Genomic DNA, 17833 nt, shown 5'->3' on the forward strand with positions numbered 1-17833 from the left:
CCTCTTGTGCCTCTCCGGTCCCGTATTGGGCGGGATTTATCCCGTGAGGGCGAGGTTGTGCAGCCGTGCGACGCCGAGCATGGCGGTGTGAACGCCGTCGCCTTTCAGACGGCAGTCGCGAAGGATCTTCCACTCTTCGTCCGGGCGAAGGTGTGCTCGACGCGGGCCCGAACCTGCTGGTGGGAGCGCTTGTGTTCCTCCTTCCGAGCCGGGAGTCCTTCACCTTCGTTCCGGCGGTGCGGGATGACCAATCCGGTGCCCTGGTAGCCGCCGTCGGCGATGGTCATGGGTGTTGCCGACGGCGGTTTTGGCGCCAGATCCTGCAGGAGCTGTGCGACTCCGCTCGGCCGGCACTACCCATGCGCCCCCTTGTGAGGTCCTCGCCTGCACGACTCCCCTCGTATCTGACAAGGACGCCGCCGAGTTGGGGCGTAACGCGGCCCGGGAACTCCTCTCCGGACCGCGTCCACCCACCGCGTTCGTCGCGATCATCGATATGTGCGCGACCGGGATCTGCCGGGGTGCGAAGGATCCGGGCTCAGTGCGGGCAGGACGTCTCGGTGGTCGGTTCGGCGACATCCTGCTCGCGGACCGCTTCGAGCCGCCACTCACCACGGTCCACCGGCCGCTGACGGGAGATGGCCGCTGAGACGTTCGCGCACCTGCACGCCGGGATCGACTCGGCGCGCGCGGCCGGACGTCTGCTGATTCTCCCCCGGCAGGTGGTACGGGAGTCGACAGCACCGGCCCCTGTGACGGTGCCCGCCCCGGAACCGGCGCCGGTGCCGTAAGGTGCGGGCCCGCCCCGGTGGCCGCATTGTCCTGAGGCGCCGGACGAGCTTGAACAGGGCCGACTGGTCGGTCCACTGAACGGTGATCAGGCGGTCCGGGGTAGATCAAGCCCGCCGTGGTGCCCGACCGGCGAGGATCTCCGCGGCTGCCTGCCCACAGACCCGGGCGGCGCCGTGGGTGTTGATGCGGACGCCGCCGAGGCCGGGCTGCGGGACACCGAGTTCCACCGTGATCGCATCGGGACGGCGGGCCAGCAGGGCGCGCAGCCATTCCCGTACGGCGGGGCGGCGGTGGGCGTCGCGGACAGCCAGGACCAACGGTCGGCCGGCGGCCTCGGCAAGGATCCGGCCGGCGTAGGCCGGGTCGTACGGGGTGAGAGCGGGCAAGGTGATGCGCAGGGTGCCGGGCATGAGGGCGGTGAGAGCGGGGCCGAGGCCCCACGGCACACCGTCGCCCTCGGCCACGGTCCCGGGGACGCCGAACTCGATCAGGACTGCGGGGGTGTTCAGGCGCAGAGCCGCCGGGTTCTCGGCGTTGGTGCGCAGTGCTCGGCGGGCGGCCTCCAGGCCCACTGCCCGGTCCGGTGCGGGGGTGGAGACGGCGTCGGCCAGCGCCCGTTGCCAGGCGGCGAAGTCCGCGGCACGGGCCGCGGCCTCGACCAGGCGTTCCTCGGCGAGCTCGCCGAGGGCCACCGCGTCTGCAACGTCGGCGCGGAGTCGGGCGAACTCGGCGTCGCCCGATCCGTTCCCAAGACAGATGAGGTCCACTCCGGCGGCGAGGGCGCGGACGGCCGCGCCTGTCAGCCCATAGCGGGCACGGACGGCCTGCATCTCGACGGCGTCGCTGACGATGAGTCCGTCGAATCCGAGCTCCTCGCGCAACAGCCCTGTGATCACGCGGGGGCTGACAGTGGCGGGGCGCTCCGCGTCGTAGGCGGGAATGAGCAGGTGAGCGGTCATGACCGCTCGTGCCCCCGCATCGAGGGCGGCACGGAAGGGCGGCAGGGCCAGTTCCGCGATGGTGTCGGCGTCCATGGCGACGGTGGGCAGGTCGAGGTGCGAGTCCGTGTCGGTGTCTCCGTGGCCGGGGAAGTGCTTGGCACAGGCGGCGACCCCCGCGTCGTGCAGTCCGCGCACCCAGGCGGCGGTGTGGCGGGCGGCCAGGACGGGATCGGCGCCGAATGAACGGGCACCGATGACCGGGTTGTCTGGATTGGAGTTGACGTCGGCGTCGGGGGCGTAGTCGAGGCCGATGCCCACGGCGCGCAGTTCGCCGCCGATGGAGCGGGCGACGGCTGCGGTGAGTTCGGAGTCGTCGACGACGCCGAGCGCGAGGTTGCCGGGGTAGGAGGAGCCGGTTGCGGCCTCCAGCCGGGTGACGTCGCCCCCCTCCTCGTCGATGGCGATCAGGACATCGGGGTTCTCGGCGCGCAGGGCGTCGGTGAGAGCGGACGTCTGCGCGCGGTCGCGGATGTTGGGGCCGAAAAGGAGGACCGAACCGAGTCCGTCGCCGAGTCTGCGGCGGATCCAGTCGGGGGCGGTGGTGCCCTGGAAGCCAGGTTGCAGGACCCGGTCGGCGAGGACCAGGAGTTCGTCGGCGGACCGGATGGGGCGGTTGAGTGGCATGGCGGGGTCCTCTCCTGCCGGGGGGTCTTCAGACATCGTCCGGGCCCCGGCGGCCTCGGGCGGACTGGACGCGGGCAGACCAGGAGGGGCCTCGGGGGTGGGAAGTTCAGAGGCCCTTGGAGTACGTCCAGAAGACGCGGCCGAGCCGTGCGTCGACGCCACGGGCGTAGAAGTGGATGGGGGCGGTCCAGCCGATCTCGGCCTCGTCGAGTCCGGCTGCGCGCTGGTCAGCCAGACAGCGGCGGAGCAGGACGGTACCGACGCCGAGTCCCCGCTCCGAGGACTCGGTGCCCATCGGGCCGAACCAGGAGCGGCGGTTGACGCCGTGGCATGCGAAGCCGACGTAGGCCGGTCCGTCGGCGCCTTCGCGGACGGCGACATGGCCACGCGGCGGGTCGTAGGTGAGGGCGCGGGCGGCCTCACCGTCCCACGAGCCGCCCCACTGTGTCATCCAGGCGAGGAACGGTATCTCGTCCGCCGGGGCAAGGCGGCGCACCGTCACCCCTTCCGCGGCGAGTCGCGCCTCGTCGTCAGCGGTGGCCAGCGGTGCGGTGCGCAGGTCGACGCTCATGTTGAGACCCTCGGGTCCGCGGGTGTAGCCGCTGGACTCGGCGAGACAGACGGCGCGTGTATAGCGGATGTCGATGCCGGGCCAGGCGTAGTAGGGGGGTCTGCCGCGGATCATCAACTGGTCGGCGCCGGCGGAGGCGAGGAGTCCCTCGGAGCGGGCGAGCAGGGCGCGTCCGATGCCGCGGCCCTGCACCCGGGGGTGCACGGCGAGCAGATCGGTGTGGCCGGTGGTGGGGGCGCTCGCGGTGGCGGGACGGATTGCGGCAAGAGCGAGGCCGACCGGTTCTCCGTCGGCCTCGGCGAGGATCCGCAACTGGGGGTTGGCTGAGGTCTGCGTCCAGAGCAGATCGAGCACGTGCTCGGCATCGCAGTCGTGAACGAGGGCCGCGCGGACGATGGTTCGCAGTGCCGGGAGGTCGCTCTCCCTTGCAGTGCGTGTTGCGGAAGGGTTCGTCATGCTGCGCACCTCAGGATGGCGTCGGGGGACCGAATAGTAAGTCAATAACCTTGGAGCTCGGTATTGCGGTGGAAATTTACCAGCGGGATGATCAGCCTGTCAGCCCCTCGAACGCCACCGGAAGGCAGGGCCGCCATGGCAGTCCCCGAAGCACCCGCAGGTCTCCCCGACCCTGCAGACCTCGTCCGGAGGGCGGTGAAGGAAGGAGTTGTGCCGGGCGCAGTCCTGATCACCGGCCGTGGTGCACACGGCCCGGTTCGCACCTCCGTCCACGGAACCACCGCGGACGGCCCGACGGGGAGCCCCGTAACCGCTGACACCGTCTTCGACCTGGCCTCGCTGACGAAGGTAGTGGCCACCACACCCGCCGTACTGCGGCTCGCCGACACCGGGGCGTTGCGGCTGGACGACCCGGTGCGCCGCCACCTGCCGGGCTTCACCGGCGGCCACAAGGACGCGGTGACGGTTCGCCATCTCCTGGCGCACACCTCCGGACTGCCCCCGCACCGGGACTTCTGGCAGCTCCCGGGCGGTCCTGCCGATCGGCTCGACGCCGTGCTCGGCGAGCCCCTCGATCACCTGCCGGGCACCGTGGCCGGGTACTCCGACCTTGGCTTCATACTGCTCGGCGAAGTGGTGGCCACCGTGTTCGGGCAGTCGCTCGACGCCGCCGTACGGGAGTTGGTGCTCGACCCACTGGGCCTGGGCGCCACCCGCTACCTGCCGCCTGCCGACTGGCGGGCGCTCACTGCCGCGACTGAGGCGCCGCCCGGAGGGGAGCCCAAGCGGGGCGTGGTGCACGACGAGAACGCCGAGGGCCTGGGCGGTGTGGCCGGGCACGCCGGGCTGTTCGGCAGTGCGCCGGATCTCGTGCACTACCTTCGGACGTTCTGGTTGGCCGAGGACTCGGTGCTGTCACCCCGGATACGCAGCGAGGCGCTGAGCCTCCAGACTGCCGGACTGGACGGCGCGCGGGGCCTGGGCTGGACACTGCCCGGCGACGTCTGGGACCACATGTCTCCCCACTGGCCCGCGACCGGTGCCGGGCACACCGGTTTCACCGGCACCAGCCTGGCGTTCGATCCGGTCAGCGGGATCTGGGTGGTGCTGCTGACCAACGCCGTGCACTACGGGCGCGGGGGGCGGGCCAAAGGGCTGCGGAGCGCCGTGCACGCGGCCGTGGCCCGTGCCGAGTCCGCATCCGTCCGGGCGCAGGATGACGAAACACGGCCACGGTGAAAGCCCGTTGACACCCCTCCAAATCCGGCCGCCGTCCCGCACATATTTCGCCACTCGGCTACCCGAACCACATCGAACCCGTAGGATTCCCACATGGCTGCCCCACGTGACCGACAGCGCGGAGTCGGCGACGCCGCTCGGCGCACCGCTGCCACCAATGCAGAGCGCGCTTCACCTCCGCAGACGGTACTGGTGCAGATCCGCGCCCTGCTGCCCTCGCTGCCACCGTCGGAGCGGCGGGTCGCCGAGGCCGCGATCGCCGATCCCGTCGGGGTCGCCGAACGAACCATCAGTGAACTCGCCGCGCAGTGCAGCACCTCCGAGACCACAGTGATCCGATTCTGCCGGGCAGTGGGCCTCAAGGGCTACCCGGACCTGCGCATCAAGCTGGCCGCAGCGGCCGGAAGCGAGGACAGCGGTCCGGCCTGGTCCAGCGCCGGCAGCGAGATCGGGCCCGGTGACTCGCTGGCCGACGTGGTCGGCAAGCTGGGCTTCTCGGACGCCCGCGCGGTGGAGGACACCATCGCCCAGATCGATCTGATCGTTCTTCAGCGGGCCATCGACGTGGTCGTCGGGGCGAGCGCGGTGGATCTGTACGGAGTCGGTGCCAGCGCGCTCATCGCACTCGACCTCCAGCAGAAACTGCACCGCATCGGGCACCGGGTGACCGCCTGGTCGGATCCGGACGGTGCACTCACCTCCGCGGCCCTGCTCGGCCGGGGCGACGTGGCGATCGGCATTTCGCACACGGGCGCCACGACCGACACGGTGACTGCCCTGCGTGAGGCATGGGAGAACGGCGCCACGACGATCGCCATCACCAACTTCCCGCGATCACCGATCGCCGACGTGGCCGATCATGTTCTGACCACCGCGGCGCGCGAAACCACCTTCAGGTCCGGTGCGATGTCCAGCCGGATCGCTGCGCTGACGCTGGTGGACTGCCTGTTCGTCGGGGTGGCCCAGCGCAACTACAGCCGCACGACGCGCGCCCTGGAACGCACGTACACCGCGGTGCACCGGCGGCGCACCCCACAGTGAGGGGGATCGCCGGGGCAGCCCGGCGGGCGGTCTGTCGTCAAGCGCCGGACGGACTTGAATGTGTCCCCAGCCGTGGGACGGGCCTGATTGCCAGGCCCGTCCCACGGCTGGGGAACGGCGCGTCCGGAGGACGAGCAGAGCTCAGGCCAGGGACCGCAGGGCTACCCGGACGTGCCCTTCGCCGGCCGTGAGCGCCGCGCGCGCCTCCTCCGGAGGGCACCCCACGAGCAAGGTCACCAGTGCCGTCTTCAATTCGCCTCCCGCGGCCGCGAGGGCGACCGCACAGTGCTCCTCGTCCAGCCCGGTGGCCTCCACCAGGATGGTGAGGAGCCGTCCGCGCAACTTGCCGTTGGTGGCGGCGACATCGACCATCAAGTTCGAGTAGGTACGGCCGAGCGCCACCATCACGGCTGTTGACAGGCTGTTGAGCACCAACTTGTGCGCGGTGGCGGCCTTCAGCCGGGTGGAGCCCGCGATTGCCTCCGGCCCGGTGTCTACCCCCAGGTGGAGGTGCGCCTGATCGGCCAGCTCGGCGCCGGGGTTGGCGCTGACCAGCGCAGTGAAGGCACCGGCCGCCCGAGCTGCACGCAGAGCACCCCCGACGTACGGGGTGCGGCCACTGGCGGCCACGCCGACCGCGACGTCCCCGGGACCCACCTCGGCTGCATCGGCCGCGCCCGCGTCCGGACTGTCCTCGACGCCCTCCACGGGCTGGACCAACGCGCGCGGACCGCCCGCATGGTGGGCCACGACGATGCCGGGCGGCAGGCCAAAGGTGGGGATCAGCTCGGCGGCGTCCATCACCGCCAGCCGACCGGAGGTGCCCGCGCCGAAGTAGTGCAGTCGGCCGCCCGCCCGGATCCGGCGCGCAGTCTCGTCCACGAGCCGTGCCAGTTCGGGCAGGACCGCTGCGACCGCCTCGGCCGGGATGCGGTCCTCCACGTTGAGCAGGCGCAGCACAGCAAGGGTGGGGACGTCGTCGATGTCGCGGGTGCGGGGGTTGCGGGTTTCGGTGGGGGCGTCGATACGCACGGGAAGCGGCGGGTGCATCGTGGCTTTCCTCTCGGTCAGAGGGCAAGGGTGGGCCAGCGCCGGTAACTTTGCCACAGGAGTTGCGCGTTCGACGTAACTTTCCACCCCTCCAGTCGCGCACATGCGCTGCGTCTTCCGGCCGGTTGCGGGATTTTGCCCGGCCCTGTGCGGCGGTAAGTTACGAACTAGATTCAGCCAACGCAATTCATTGACATGGCTGTGGAACCGCTCCTACGGTCTGCTCACCCCCCAAGAGCTTGCTTCCCACTTCTCTCCTGCCCGTCGATCGGAGACCACGCGCTATGGCCCGGTTCAAGCATTTCGTCGCAGTGTCCGCCGCACTCGCGACCCTTGGCACGCTCGCCGCGTGCGCACCGGATTCCGGTGCGAAGAACGGCACCGACGGCGGTGGCGTCTTTACCACGGTCGACGCGAACAACCCGATCACCCCGGGCGCGCCGATGAACCCGTACAGCCCGAACGGGAACACGTTCCTCACCTACAACTCGATGCGCCTCGGGTTCGAGAAGAAGAACCCGATGGATGTGAACGACGCCTTCCCGGGCCTCGCCAAGAGCTGGGAGGTCAAGGGCGACACGCTGGTCGCGCACATGCAGCCCGCCGCCAAGTGGTCCGATGGCAAGCCGGTCACCGTCGAGGACATCAAGATGTCCATGGCCATCGCGCTCACCCAGGGCACTGCCTCGGTCGGCTCGGGCCAGCTCAGTGAGGGCCTCAACGTCGCCTCCGTGACCTCCGTGGGCAAGCACGACATCGAGTTCAAGCAGGCCGCCGGAACCACCAACTCGAACTTCGCGAAGCAGATCCTGGGCCAGTCCATCGTCCCCAAGTCGGTCTACAGCCATCTCGTGCCGGCCGACATCTGGGACACCATCGCCGCCAGCCAACAGGTGGACGCGGCCCAGGCGACCGCCGCCCAGGCCGCCGTGGACAAGCTGAACGAGACCGGCAAGGCCATCGCGGCTTTCGCGCCGAAGAAGGACGTCTCGGCCGGCCCGTTCGTGGTCAAGCGCGTCAATCCCGGCTCGGCCATCCTCGTCCGCAACAAGTACTTCTACGACCTCGGCAAGATCGCTCCGAGCCAGGTGGTCATCCGCCACTACTCCGGCAACGAGCAGATCTGGGGCTTCATGAAGAGCGGGGACCTGGACGCCGCGCCCTTCACCGCCATCCCCACGAACGTCCTGAACCAGATCCTGGCCAAGGGCTACAAGCGCGCCGACGGCACCTCCTACGTCAACGCCTCCATCGCCTTCAACCAGAGCAAGGCACCGTACGACAAGAAGGAGGTGCGCCAGGCCTTGGCGTACATCCTCGACCGCGAGGCCATCACCAAGGTGGGCCAGCCGGTCGGCGGCATGGCCTCCACCGCCCCCGCCGGCATGATCCGCAAGTCGACCGAGCAGTGGCTGGGCGCCGACGCGGTCGGCAAGCTCAACCCGTACGCCCACGACGAGGCGAAGGCCGCCGAGCTGCTGAAGGGCGCAGGCCTGAAGCAGAAGGACGGCAAGTGGTACCTGGCGAACGGCAAGCAGTGGAAGATCACGCTGCAGACCGTCAACGGTTTCAGTGACTGGATCGCCGCCTCCACCGTCGTCGCCAACGAACTCAGCGCCTTCGGCATCGAGACCAAGCCGGCCCTCTCCGCCGACTTCGGCGCCTACCAGACGGACATGGCCGCCGAGAAGTTCGACGTCGGCTGGTGGCTGACCGCCGTCGGCGCCGACCCGCGCCAGAACTTCCAGCGCCTGTACGGCGAGAGCAACGGCTTCGTCGCCAACGGCAACAAGGTCACCCACACCGAGAGGAAGGGTGACGGCAACTGGATGCACGGCGACGAGACCTTCACGGTCGACGGGCAGTCCATCAACCCGGGTCAGCTCACGGCCGGCCTCGCAGGCCTCGACACCGAGGCCAAGAAGCCGGTCATCACACAGCTGGTCAAGGCCACCAACCAGGAAGTTCCTGTCATCCCGATGTGGGACTACACCAACGTGAAGTTCACCTACGACAAGAACTTCACCAACTGGCCGAAGAACGGGCAGGACGAGATCCTCGCCAACCAGCCCGGTCTGTGGATGATGCAGGGCTACATCCAGGCCAAGGGCAAGTGATCCAGGCCGGGTAACCGCACCGAGCAACTACCGCACGGCGCACCACCGCGGGGCGGCAGTCGCACCAGGCCGTCGCCCCGCTCGCGCGCTGTCCTACGACAACCCCCTACGACAAGGAAGGAGATGCAGGAACGTGAAGGGACTGGCGCGCACCATCGCGATCCGCCTGGCCGGTGGCGCGGTCATGGTCTGGATCGTAGCCACGTTTACGTTCTTCCTCGTTCACGCCCTGCCCGGCAAACCGGGCGACGTGGCGTACGAGAAGTACGTCGCCATGGGAATGAACTACCAGGAGGCCAAGGCCAAGGCCTCGATTATTTACGGGTACACCTCGCAGGACCCGCTGCTCACACAGTACTCGCACTACATCAGCGACCTGCTCCACGGTCACCTCGGGATCTCGATCTCCTACAGCGGAGTGCCGGTCGCAGATGTCATCGGCGACGCCCTGCCGTGGACCGTCATCCCCATCCTGAGCGGCCTGCTGATCAGCTTCTGCATCGGTGTCAGTAGTGGTGTGGTCGCGGCGGTGAAGCGGTCGTCCCGCCTGGGCAGCGGGCTGAGCGTGGCCGCCTCGATGATCGCCGGCATCCCGTCGTTCGTGATCGCGATCCTGCTCATCGCCGTCTTCTACACCAACCTGGGGGCCTTGCCGTACGGCGGCACCGTCTCCGAGACGCTCCTGGTGGACCCTGGATGGAACGTCGAGTACGTGTCGTCGGTCGCGTACCACGCGATCCTCCCGGTCGCCACGTACGTCCTCATCTCCTACGGCGGCTGGATGCTCAGCATGCGCTCCAGCGTGGTCTCCGTCCTCGGTGACGACTTCATCCTCGCTTCCGAGCTGCGCGGCATCACCCGCAGCACGCGGATGCGCTACATCGGCCGCAACGCGATCCTGCCGCTGTTCACCACCCTCGCCCTCTCGTTCGGCACGTTGTTCGGCGGAGCGATCCTGATCGAGGCCACCTTCAACTACCCCGGCGTCGGGCAACTGCTGCTGAACAGCATCGGCAAGCGCGACTACCCCCTGATGACCGGTGCCTTCCTGCTGATCACCACCGCGGTGGTGCTTGCGAACATCGTCGCGGACCTCCTCTACTCCGTGATCGACCCCCGAGTGAGGCGCTGACCATGACCACCGCGACGCTCACCAAGCCGCCCCGTCCGGCTGATGCCCCCTCGGCGAGGCGTTCCCGCTGGACCGGCATCCGGCGCGTCCTCACGCGCAAGCCCGGCCGGATCATCGGCCTGTCCATCCTGGTGTTCTTCGTCCTGATGGGCACCTTCGGCCCGATGGTCTACGGCGACCAGCTCGCCATCGACCCGGACGCGATCTATCAGCCGCCGAGCGCAGAGCACTGGCTCGGAACCGACTTCGCCGGTTCCGACGTGCTCCAGTCCACTGTCGTCGGCAGCCGCTACGTACTGCTCACCTGCTCCCTCGCCGCCCTGTTCGCCTCGACGATCGGCACCACCGTCGGGCTCCTGGCCGGCTTCCACCGCGGCTTGTCCGACTCCGCGCTGATGCGCGTCACCGACTTCGTGCTCACGGTCCCCGGCCTGCCGCTGCTCGTCGTGCTCACCACCATGTGGAAGTTCGACAGCCCGCTGGAGATGGGCTTCGTGCTCGGCGTCGTCGGCTGGGGCGGCATCGCCCGCGCCGTCCGTTCCCAGGTGCTGAGCCTGCGCGAGCGCGGCTTCCTGGAGGCCGCACGCGGCCTCGGGCTGCCCAGCCGGCACATCATCGTACGCGAGCTCCTGCCGAACGTCGCCCCGTACGTGGCGATGCACCTGCTCCTGTCGGTCATCGGCTTCGTCGAAGCCCAGGTGGGGCTGTTCTTCCTCGGCATCGTGCCGTTCACCAGCACCAACTGGGGCGTGATGATCAACCAGGCGGTGTTCTCCGGAGGAGCGCTGCAGAGCCCCGAGGCAATCTTCTACCTGCTGGCCCCACTCGCCTGCATCCTGCTCCTGATCATGGGCGTGGTGTTGTTCCTGGACGCGATCGACGAGCTCTTCAACCCGCGACTGAGGGAGCGCTGATGACCACACCGACGAAGAAGGCCGCGCCCGAGGCCAGGGAGGCCGAGGTCCGCGTACGCGACCTCAGTGTCCACTACCGCATCAACGGCACGGAGTACCCGGCTGTCGCGAACGCCTCCCTCGATCTGCGCCGCGGTGAGATCACCGGCCTGGTGGGGGAGTCCGGTTCAGGCAAGTCGACCCTGGCCCTGTCCCTGATGAACGCCGTGCCCGAGCCGGGCCGGATCGCAGGCGGCGCCATCCACGTCGACGGCATCGGTGACGTGACAACGCTCAACGCCAAGGCGATGCGGGCGGTACGGGGCTCGGCGCTCGGCTACGTCTTCCAGGCCTCGCAGAACTCCATGAACCCGCTGAAGACCATCGGCAAGCAGATCCTGGACCTGGGCCGCTCGCACGACGTCGAGGACCTCCCGGGCCTGCTCTCCCGCGCCAAGCAGCTCGCCGAGCGGATGGGCCTGGACGGCAACCGCGTTCTGGACTCCTATCAGCACGAGCTCTCCGGCGGCATGCGCCAGCGCCTGGGCATCGTCTTCGCTCTCGTCCTGAACGCCAAGGTCCTCATCCTGGACGAGCCGACCACGGCTCTGGACGTACTGTCCCAGTCAGCGGTGCTGAAGATCATCCGCCAGGTGCACGAGGAGAACAACCTCAGCACCCTCATCGTCACCCACGACATGGGCGTGGTCTCAGAGCTCGCCGACAACCTGGCCGTGATGTACGGCGGCCGGATCGTCGAGCACGGCCCGACGCTGGATCTCCTCCGCAACCCCACCCACCCCTACACCAAGGCCCTGATCGGTGCCACGGCACGCATCGTCGGCGACCCGGCCGCAGCCCGCGCCCTGCCGGGCCGCCCGCCGGACCTCACCACCATCGCGAGGACGGGTTGCGTGTTCCGCGACCGCTGCGCCTTCACGATGGACATCTGCGCCGAGGACGAACCGCAGCTCGCGGAGCACGCGGCCGGCCACCAGCGGGCGTGCCACGCGGACGCCGCCGTGGTCAGCTCCACCACCCAGAAGGGAGACGCGTCGTGATCGAGGCGCGCGGCATCACCCGCACCTACCACTCCCGCGGGGCGTTCACCGGCGAACGCACGGTCCACGCCCTGCGCGGCGTGGACTTCACGCTCCCCAAGGGCGGTGCCGTCGCCTTCATCGGCGAATCGGGCTGCGGCAAGACGACGCTGGGCAAGATCCTCACGGGGATCGAGACCTTCGACGGCGGCGAGCTCGTGGTCGACGGCGTGGAGCTCTCCACGCTCTCGCCGCGCAAGCGTGCCCCGTACTTCCGCCGCATCCAGATGATCCACCAGGACCCGTACTCTGCCCTGAACCCCACCCGCACGATCGAGCAGATCCTCGGCGACCCGCTGCGGATGCGAGCGAAGGAGTCGGGCGGCGCCGCTTCGGCATCCGGTGTACGGGCACGGGCCTCGCAACTGCTGGAACTGGTGGGTCTGGAGCCGGACGGGGTCCTCCCCAAGTACCCGCATCAGCTCTCGGGCGGTCAGCGCCAGCGCGTGGTCATCGCCCGCGCGCTCACCGTCGACCCCGAGGTGCTCATCGCCGACGAGGCCGTTTCGATGATCGACGTCTCGATGCGCCTGGGCATCCTCGCCCTGCTCCACGACCTGCGCGAACGCCTGGGTATCTCGCTGGTCTTCATCACCCACGACGTGGCGACGGCGCGGTACGTCGGCGAGGGCGCCGAGCTGCACGTCATCTACCGCGGTCAGGTCATCGAAAGTGGCCTCACCGACGACGTCGTCCAAGGGCCCGTCCACCCCTACACGCAGTGCCTGTTGTCGGCGATCCCGATCATGCGTGGTCTGGAGGAGCCCGGTCCCGACCGGCTGACGCCCCTGGCGCCGCTGGACGAGAAGGTGCAGACGGACGGCTGCCTCTTCGCACCGCGCTGCCCCTTCGCCACCGACCGCTGCACCGCCGAGCGGCCGGAACTCGAGGCGCTGGGGAAGTCGGGCCAGCGCCACGCCTGCTTCCACCCGAAGTCGCGGCGCGTGGTCGGCGTGGAGATCGAGCCGGCCGCGGTCTGACCGTCGGCCTTCCTGTACCGGGCGGGTGCGCTCCCCTCGAGGGCGGACCCGCCCGCACGGTTTTCGCTTCCGTTCGCCGCGTGATTCTCTGCCGCGGCCCCAGCACATCCGCTCGACCGGCCGGAGGGCAGGAGTTGTCCCCCGGGAAAGCCCAGCAGAGAGGTCACCTGTGAGAATCCTCGGACTCAGCTCCGGCACCTCGCACGACGCGATCGATGCGGCTGTCGTTGAACTCCGCCTCGACGGCGGTACATTGCACGGCTCGCTCGTCCACGCCGCGCAGCACCCCTATCCCGCCGCCCTGCGCGCCGAGATCCTGGACGCACTGCCCCCGCACGAGGTGTCACTCGCCGGGGTCTGCCGCCTGGACACCCTGATCGGCCAATCCTTCGCCGACGCCGGCGAGGCCGCCGTGACCGCCGCAGGCACCGTGGACCTGGTGTGCTCACACGGTCAGACCCTCTACCACTGGGTGGAGGAGGACACGGTGCGCGGCACCCTCCAACTGGGCCAGCCTGCCTGGATCGCCGAGCGCCTCGGTGTTCCGGTGGTCTCCGACGTACGCACTGCGGACGTGGCGGCGGGCGGCCAGGGTGCCCCTCTGGTCTCGCTGCTCGACGCGCTGCTCCTTGCCGGCCTGCCCGGCCCGGCAGGCGCGTTGAACCTCGGCGGGATCGCCAATGTGACCGTGACCGGATCGGGGGCGCCGCTCGCCTTCGACACCGGTCCGGCGAACGCCCTGATGGACGCGGCGATGCTGGCCCTGACCGGCCACGCGTACGACATGGACGGCCGCCTCGCCTCCACCGGACGCGTGGACGAGGCGCTGCTCAGCGACTTGCTCTCCGAGCCGTACTACCGGCGCAGGCCCCCGAAGACCACCGGGAAGGAACTCTTCCACGCCGACTACCTGGCACGGTATTTGGCCGCACGACCTGCCCTGTCGCCCGAGGACCTCCTCGCCACGCTCGCCGAGCTGACCGCGCGCACCGTCTCCGATGCCGTAAGGGAAAACGGTTTGCGGACCCTGGTGGTATCCGGGGGCGGCGCCGACAACCCCGTGCTCACCGGCCGGATCGGGGCGCTGCTTCCGGACGTCGAACTCCTGCGCTCGGACGCGTTGGGGCTGCCCTCGGCCGCCAAGGAGGCAGTCGCCTTCGCGGTACTTGGCTGGTTCACTGCCCACGGCCTACCAAGCACCCTGCCCAGCTGCACGGGCGCTGCGGGCTCGCGCATCCTGGGCAGGATCACCCCCGGCGGCGGACCTCTGCGGCTGCCGGAGCCCCTCGCCGAGACTCCGACAGCCGCCCGGTTCACCTGCTGACCTGGGCGGCCTGATAGCCGCGGGCCTGGACGGCGAAGAGCTCGGCGTAGCCGCCGCCCGCGGCGATGAGTCCGGTGTGCGAGCCCTCCTCGGCCACCGCACCTCCGTCGAGCACCACGATCAAGTCGGCCGCACTGACCGTGGAAGACCGGTGCGAGACGAACAGAGCGATCGCGCCGGTCGCCCGGACGGTTTCGTCGGCCCGCGCCAACTGCCGCCCCAAAAGCAGGTGTTCGGCAGCGGCGTCCAGCACGGCGGTCGGCTCGTCGAGCACGAGCGCGCGCGTGGCGGCACCTTGGTAAGTAGAATTCGCAGAACCTCGCATTGAGGTCGAACAGTTACAGACACCGGCGGCCGGCCTCGCGGTACGGGGTCGGCCGCCGTCACTGACGAGCGTCAGTTGGTGAGGTGGTAGTACCCGAGCAGGTCCGTGCGCGACGCGATGGTGTCCTGCCGGACGTACGTGCCGGTGTGCGAGGCGTTGACCATCATGGCCACCCCGTCCACCTTCCCGATATAGACGCCGACATGGTGCACGGTCGACGGTGAGCCGCCGAAGTACACCAGGTCACCGGGGATCGCGTTGGCCGCGGTGACCTGTGCCAGGCGCGGGTTGACCACCTGGTCCCGGGACGTCTGGCCGATGTCGCCCGCACCCGCCCGCCAGTACAGCCAACGGGTGAAGCCCGAGCAGTCCAGGCCCACCTCCTCTTCCGCAGGGCACGGCTGGATCGAGCCGCTGTAGCCGTCGCAGATGCCGATCGACGGGCCGAAGTCCGTCTCGTGACCGCCGCCCCAGACGTACTGGATGTTCTGGCCGGTGGCCTCCTCACCGAAGTCGACGACCGCGGCGTAGCGCCCCGAGCCGAGGTCCGCCGGCTGCTGCGGCAGCGGGTCGCCGTACAGCTTCGCCTTGGTGGCCGGGTTCACTACCCCGTTGGCCGGCAGACCCACCGAGGTCTGGTAGGTGCGCACCGCATTGGTGGTGCCGCTGCCGAGGATATGATCCACAGTCAGCGACGCCCCGGTGGCGTTGAGCTTCTTCTGCAGCTCGGTGACGCAGCCGTCGTTCTCGTTCGGCTCCAGGTCGACCGGGCAGCGCAGCGAGCGCAGGTCGATCGCCACCGCCGGGTCCTCGTAGTACAGCGCGGCCTTGGTGGCCGGGCCGACCAGTCCGTCCGAGGTAAGGCCCCGGGACGTCTGGTAGGCCTGGACCGCCGCGGTGGTCGCCGGGCCGAAGTCGCCGTCGACGGTCAGCGAGGCCCCGCCGAGGTTCAGGAGTGTCTGAAGCTCCGCCACACACCCGCTGACCTGGCCCTGTTCGACAGTGTTGGGGCAACTGGAGGACAGCAGGTTGGTCCGCGCGGGGGCGGTCGCGGCCGCTGCGGGGGCGGCGGCGCTCAGCGCGAGCAGCACCGCCGCGACTGCGACCGCGACACTGCGGCCGACCCGACGGCGTATTCCGTACGCAGGCATGGTTCTCCTTCGATTCGCCATCGGTCGCAGGTCACTTGCCGGCTTGCAGGGCGGTCCAGGTCGCGTTGCCGACGATCCCGTCGGAGGTCAGGCCCTGGGCGGTCTGGTACGCCTTGACCGCGGTGGTGGTCGCCGGGCCGAAGTCGCCGTCGATGGTCAGCGTCTGCCCGCGGGCCGCGATCAGCGCCCGCTGCAGGCGCTGGACGTCCGCCCCGGTGGCGCCGGACTGGAGGGTCGGCTTGGTACCCGCGGCGAGCAGCGCCGTCCAGGTGTGGGAGTCCACGGTGCCGGTGACCGGCAGGGCCGTAGCGGTCTGGTACGACTGGACCGCCGCGGTTGTGCCCGAGCCGAACGCCCCGTCCACCGTGCCGCTGTAGTGGCCCTGGCGCGTCAGCAGGCACTGGGCCGCACTGACCAGGCCTCCGGAGGAGCCGGCCGAGATCGAACCGTACAGCGAGAAGTCCAGTCCGGCGGAGCAGGAGCCGGCGAACGGCCCCAGGCCCACGTCCAGGTAGTCCCGGTCGATGTTGATGGTCACGCCGCCCCAGGTCTCGTCGGTGTCCCCGGTGAGCTGGTGGATGCGCTGGTGGTCGGCCCAGTACCCGTCCGGCACATACGGCTTGGCGTCGGTGTCGGCCTGGCTGTTCCAGCGGGCGAACCAGATGTGGTCCGGCATCGTGTACGTGCCGGTGGTGTACTCGGCCGCCAGGTCCGCCATGCCGGAGGCAGCTGAGGAATACTCGCCGGACAGATAGCCGTCGGCGTGCAGTTCCTCGGTCCACGCGGAGATGTAGGTCAGCACCGCGTTGCTGCACGCGGCGTTGTTCTGGTCGTACGCCTCCATGTCGTTGTAGAGCACGCTGCCCTGCGGCATCCCGAGCGCCGCGGCGGCCGCGACGGACTCCTGCGCCGCGGCGCGGCCCTGGCTCGCGGCGGTGGACAGTGTGTACGACACCTTGTGCGTGTACGTGTTGCACGGAGCCTGGAGACCGACGTGGATGGGGATGATGTGCCAGCCTGCGGAGGTCTGGGTCTGGATCCAGGGTGCGGTCAGGTTCGGCTGGTCGCAGGCGGCGCTGATGCCGCTGATGTACACCCCGATGGCGCGGAACGGTGAGGCGGACCAGGCGGACATCTGCGCGTTGGACGGCGCGGCGCACGGGTCGAAGCCCAGACCGGTATACGTACCCGGCTGTGGCGCCACGGCGGACGCGGCGGTCACGGACGCGCTCGGGTCATGGCCGGCTGAAGTGCCGGACAGCGGAACGGCCTTGGCGTCCGCGTCCAGACCGGCGCTGTCCAGGATGTTCTGCACGGCGGGCTCGTCGCCGCCGACCGAAGCAGTGACCAGCACCCCGGCAGCGGGAACCGCCTGGCGTATCCGCCCGGTGGACGCGCCCCTGCTGTCCGTTGCCGCTGCCTTCGCGGCGCCCTTGGGCGCGATGCGGGTGGAACTGTCCAACGATTTAAGCCCCTTGGCATCCAGTGATTCGATCACCAGTGCCTCGGTACGGCCGACCAGTCCGGGAGGACAGGTGGCCTGACCGGCGTCGGTGGGGTGTCCGAGGTAGACCGCGTGGCGGTCGAAGTGCACGCACGTCTCGGGGGCGGCGGCCAGGTCGATGACCGGCCAACTGCTGGGCACGCGTACGTGGTAGCCCCGGTACGAGACGTCCTTTGCGCCGTCGGCGGCGGCCGGTGACGCAGCGGCGGTCAGGGCAGCCGCGCTCAGTGCGGCCAGCGCAGTGAGCAGGGTGGTCGCGGCCCGCAGGCGCGCACGTGGTGGTCGGGGCGGTGTCATGGCACTCCAGTTTCGCCTCTGGGATGAAAAGGACTGTGCGCCTTGCACCCGGCCGCGGTACCTCGCCGGCACTGTTATGTGCGGGGGCCACCGTGTCAGGGCAAGCGAAAGGTAGCGTGTCATTGAGTTCCGTTGCACTAGATCTCACCGAAACTTTTATACATAGCTCCTCGGGCCCACCCCTCCATGAACGGAACGCGGGGCGAGAGCAGTTCGGCGTCGAGGTCCGCTCAGGC

General features: G+C 69.6%; 15 protein-coding genes and 1 pseudogene. 9 read left to right on the forward strand and 7 right to left on the reverse strand.

Going from position 1 to position 17833, the window contains the following annotated elements; genetic code table 11:
* Positions 1-36: 36 nt before the first annotated feature.
* Positions 37-318, reverse strand: a pseudogene (locus tag ACFWBQ_RS26710) (transposase); the annotation flags it as partial.
* 106 nt (positions 319-424) lie between these two features.
* Between ACFWBQ_RS26710 and ACFWBQ_RS26715 the strand changes: the two are divergent.
* A complete protein-coding gene (locus tag ACFWBQ_RS26715) occupies positions 425-649 on the forward strand; it encodes a hypothetical protein (RefSeq protein ID WP_385499262.1) in 225 nt (74 codons plus the stop codon).
* Positions 650-896: 247 nt separating this feature from the next.
* Here the strand turns inward: ACFWBQ_RS26715 and ACFWBQ_RS26720 are convergent, their stop codons facing one another.
* Both ACFWBQ_RS26720 and ACFWBQ_RS26725 read right to left on the reverse strand, forming a co-directional pair.
* Positions 897-2417 (reverse strand): glycoside hydrolase family 3 protein, encoded by a 1521-nt coding sequence (locus ACFWBQ_RS26720; protein ID WP_385499268.1) that lies wholly within the window; start codon positions 2415-2417, stop codon positions 897-899.
* A 106-nt stretch (positions 2418-2523) separates the two neighbouring features.
* On the reverse strand, positions 2524-3444 hold the full coding sequence (locus tag ACFWBQ_RS26725; RefSeq protein ID WP_385499275.1) for a GNAT family N-acetyltransferase: 921 nt from the start codon (positions 3442-3444) through the stop codon (positions 2524-2526).
* A 135-nt stretch (positions 3445-3579) separates the two neighbouring features.
* Here ACFWBQ_RS26725 and ACFWBQ_RS26730 point away from each other — a divergent pair, with 135 nt between their 5' ends.
* Entirely contained in the window at positions 3580-4683 is a 1104-nt protein-coding gene (locus ACFWBQ_RS26730) for a serine hydrolase domain-containing protein (RefSeq protein WP_385499283.1), read from the forward strand.
* 93 nt (positions 4684-4776) lie between these two features.
* Positions 4777-5724 carry a MurR/RpiR family transcriptional regulator gene (locus ACFWBQ_RS26735; RefSeq protein WP_385499290.1) on the forward strand — a complete coding sequence of 316 codons (948 nt, stop codon included), beginning with the start codon at positions 4777-4779 and terminating at the stop codon, positions 5722-5724.
* A gap of 141 nt (positions 5725-5865) precedes the next feature.
* Here the strand turns inward: ACFWBQ_RS26735 and ACFWBQ_RS26740 are convergent, their stop codons facing one another.
* Complete coding sequence (locus ACFWBQ_RS26740; protein ID WP_385499300.1) at positions 5866-6774, reverse strand: N-acetylmuramic acid 6-phosphate etherase; 909 nt, start codon at positions 6772-6774, stop codon at positions 5866-5868.
* 284 nt (positions 6775-7058) lie between these two features.
* On the opposite strand from ACFWBQ_RS26740, the gene ACFWBQ_RS26745 reads away from it, so the two are divergent.
* The 6 genes from ACFWBQ_RS26745 to ACFWBQ_RS26770 all read left to right on the forward strand — a co-directional run bounded on the left by ACFWBQ_RS26745 (position 7059) and on the right by ACFWBQ_RS26770 (position 14320).
* Positions 7059-8891, forward strand: coding sequence for an ABC transporter substrate-binding protein (locus ACFWBQ_RS26745; RefSeq protein WP_385499307.1), 1833 nt, complete (start codon positions 7059-7061; stop codon positions 8889-8891).
* 133 nt (positions 8892-9024) lie between these two features.
* The gene (locus ACFWBQ_RS26750; protein ID WP_385499315.1) at positions 9025-10023 is read left to right on the forward strand and encodes an ABC transporter permease; all 999 of its coding nucleotides are present in this window, start codon (positions 9025-9027) and stop codon (positions 10021-10023) included.
* 2 nt (positions 10024-10025) lie between these two features.
* Positions 10026-10937 carry an ABC transporter permease gene (locus tag ACFWBQ_RS26755; protein WP_385499323.1) on the forward strand — a complete coding sequence of 304 codons (912 nt, stop codon included), beginning with the start codon at positions 10026-10028 and terminating at the stop codon, positions 10935-10937.
* Complete coding sequence (locus ACFWBQ_RS26760) at positions 10937-11977, forward strand: ABC transporter ATP-binding protein (protein ID WP_385499333.1); 1041 nt, start codon at positions 10937-10939, stop codon at positions 11975-11977. The genes ACFWBQ_RS26755 and ACFWBQ_RS26760 overlap by 1 nt, the downstream gene beginning before the upstream one ends.
* On the forward strand, positions 11974-12996 hold the full coding sequence (locus ACFWBQ_RS26765) for an ABC transporter ATP-binding protein (RefSeq protein ID WP_385499339.1): 1023 nt from the start codon (positions 11974-11976) through the stop codon (positions 12994-12996). Before ACFWBQ_RS26760 ends, ACFWBQ_RS26765 begins: the two co-directional genes overlap by 4 nt.
* A 169-nt stretch (positions 12997-13165) precedes the next feature.
* Positions 13166-14320 carry an anhydro-N-acetylmuramic acid kinase gene (locus ACFWBQ_RS26770; RefSeq protein ID WP_385499345.1) on the forward strand — a complete coding sequence of 385 codons (1155 nt, stop codon included), beginning with the start codon at positions 13166-13168 and terminating at the stop codon, positions 14318-14320.
* On the opposite strand, the gene ACFWBQ_RS26775 is transcribed toward ACFWBQ_RS26770, so the two are convergent.
* The 3 genes from ACFWBQ_RS26775 to ACFWBQ_RS26785 form a co-directional block, all read right to left on the reverse strand.
* A complete protein-coding gene (locus tag ACFWBQ_RS26775; protein ID WP_385499349.1) occupies positions 14310-14594 on the reverse strand; it encodes a hypothetical protein in 285 nt (94 codons plus the stop codon). The two genes, ACFWBQ_RS26770 and ACFWBQ_RS26775, sit on opposite strands and share 11 nt — an antisense overlap.
* A 122-nt stretch (positions 14595-14716) precedes the next feature.
* Positions 14717-15796: a peptidoglycan-binding protein gene (locus ACFWBQ_RS26780; protein ID WP_385499357.1), complete on the reverse strand. Its 1080-nt coding sequence runs from the start codon at positions 15794-15796 to the stop codon at positions 14717-14719.
* Positions 15797-15827: 31 nt separating this feature from the next.
* Positions 15828-17597: a glycoside hydrolase domain-containing protein gene (locus tag ACFWBQ_RS26785; protein WP_385499366.1), complete on the reverse strand. Its 1770-nt coding sequence runs from the start codon at positions 17595-17597 to the stop codon at positions 15828-15830.
* Positions 17598-17833 lie beyond the last annotated feature (236 nt).

Source organism: Streptomyces sp. NPDC060035, assembly GCF_042736635.1.
Taxonomy (GTDB): domain Bacteria; phylum Actinomycetota; class Actinomycetes; order Streptomycetales; family Streptomycetaceae; genus Streptomyces.